This is a genomic window from Microvirga sp. HBU67558 (assembly GCF_018069605.1).
GTDB lineage: Bacteria > Pseudomonadota > Alphaproteobacteria > Rhizobiales > Beijerinckiaceae > Microvirga > Microvirga terrae.
Genome location: NZ_JAGPUP010000335.1, coordinates 1 through 1,682 on the forward strand (window position 1 = coordinate 1; position 1,682 = coordinate 1,682).

The 1,682-nt window shown below is 57.0% G+C and carries 2 protein-coding genes; one reads left to right on the forward strand and one right to left on the reverse strand.

Annotation, left to right across the window (positions count from 1 at the left end; genetic code table 11):
- Positions 1-307 precede the first annotated feature (307 nt).
- Positions 308-556 carry a ParB N-terminal domain-containing protein gene (locus KBI52_RS01605; protein WP_210804885.1) on the forward strand — a complete coding sequence of 83 codons (249 nt, stop codon included), beginning with the start codon at positions 308-310 and terminating at the stop codon, positions 554-556.
- Positions 557-833: 277 nt separating this feature from the next.
- Here the strand turns inward: KBI52_RS01605 and KBI52_RS33360 are convergent, their stop codons facing one another.
- A complete protein-coding gene (locus tag KBI52_RS33360; RefSeq protein WP_256439449.1) occupies positions 834-959 on the reverse strand; it encodes a hypothetical protein in 126 nt (41 codons plus the stop codon).
- Positions 960-1,682 lie beyond the last annotated feature (723 nt).

A 1,682-nucleotide genomic window follows, 5' to 3' on the forward strand; every position in this document is an offset into this window, starting at 1 on the left:
ATCGAACCCGCGTCCTAAACGCCTATTCCACTCTGCCTCTACGATCATAGTCAGGCGAACCTGACCTGCCTGATATAGGGCCTCGGCGACCTGATTACTAGGCACAAGATTTACAATCGCGTCTGTCGAAGAAGGAATCCGTTCACTGTGCGTAGGAAGCCTCGCGCCAGCAGGCAATTCGCCCTTGGTTCATCGCAAACGAAACCGTTGTCCAGCATGAACGTCTCATGCGGGAACGGGTCCTATGCAACCCGATCGGCAGCGCCTAAGCTCCAGTTCAATATGTCATGACACTGGAGCAGCAGAGATGATGAAAAAGCAGGTCGTTGCAATCCAGGATGTCTATGTGCCAGTCCAACGGCGTCAGACCCTTGATCGGCAGAAGGTTGAGGCCCTTGCCGAGAGCATGCTGGCAAAAGGACAAGAGGCGCCTATTCTCGTGCGGCCTGATGGCAAGCGGTTTGTCTTGGTTGAGGGTTTGCATCGCTTGGAAGCCTGCAAGGCTCTCGGAGAGACAACGGTACCCGTTTACTTGGTACAAGCTCGCAAGCATTGAGCGGCGCTCGCCGACGAGCTCGTGCGCGGAGCCCGAGGCGCGGCGAGGCTTGCGGCGTCCGGAGCGAAGGTGGTGGCGCACCTGTGTCGTACGCTACAGCACCAAGGAAGCATCTTCAACGGAATAGGTCTCGTGCAACTGCTCGAAGCCGGCCGCCCCTCCCCCGCGGATACGTGGTTAGAGTTGCAACCTGTCCAAAAGAGTTCCGGCTTCGGGAGCAAGTCGCGGCAAATGGCTGCTGAAGCGGAAAGGCGAGCTGGATCGGCTTCAGCGAGGGCTACTTCTTGGATCCGGCGCTTGAGCCCACGGTTCCTTTTGTTGAAGGTGCAGCGGCAATCGTCTTCGCCTTCTCCTTCTTTGGCTTCTTCGCTTCCCGGTTACCGCGCTGTTCACCTTTGGCCATAGCTGCTTCTCCTAAACGTTGGGCTCGGAGCGTAACACCTGCAGAGGCATAGCGGAACATTGAAGTGTCATAGAAATTGCGATCGCTCTGTGTGAGTCTAAGAGTGACCACCTTCTCGCGTCGGACCTGTACGGCGGTTCAGGTACACTTAATCGGCCTCACCCGTTTGTATAGGCTCGGCTCTCCGCGAGGCGATAATCATTCGGGTTTGATATCAAGTCGGAGTTGCATGCGGTTTCGGCCCCAGAGCCGTCGGATTAGGATACTTGGCGTCTGTTCTCGCTTAGCTGGACTGCTTAGCGACGTTGTGGTTCTCTGCTCTTCACCCGAAACTCACGCCAAGCAATGATGCTAGCCTGGACTGCCTCTCCGGTCGTCCCATTCCGCCACTCCCCGTTCATGCGCGCACACGGGAATGGAAGGATGTATGTCCCGACGTGATCCTCCGCCAGAACCTGCACCGGCAGCCCACAGCCCGGATACCCGTCGGTTGTGAAATCCTTCAAACGGGCAGTTCGCGTTACCATGCACCCGCTCCGAGTTATTCTGATGTACCAATAGGTTGACGGGACAAAGCTACCGCAGAAGCGCGACAATACCAATAATGACCTGAGCTAAGATGGAGCAGCACTCAACGTTAACCGGCCTCTCGTTCAACGGAAGGGTCGTTCCCTATGCAGCCGCTTCGTCATCGGGCCCCTCCGGTTCTTCGGCCAGGGTCTC

What these genes read in the sequence shown, in the direction of transcription:
- KBI52_RS01605 (WP_210804885.1), top strand. Translation starts at nt 308, where the DNA reads ATGATGAAAAAGCAGGTCGTTGCAATCCAGGATGTCTATGTGCCAGTC.
- KBI52_RS33360 (WP_256439449.1), bottom strand. Translation starts at nt 959, where the DNA reads ATGGCCAAAGGTGAACAGCGCGGTAACCGGGAAGCGAAGAAGCCAAAG.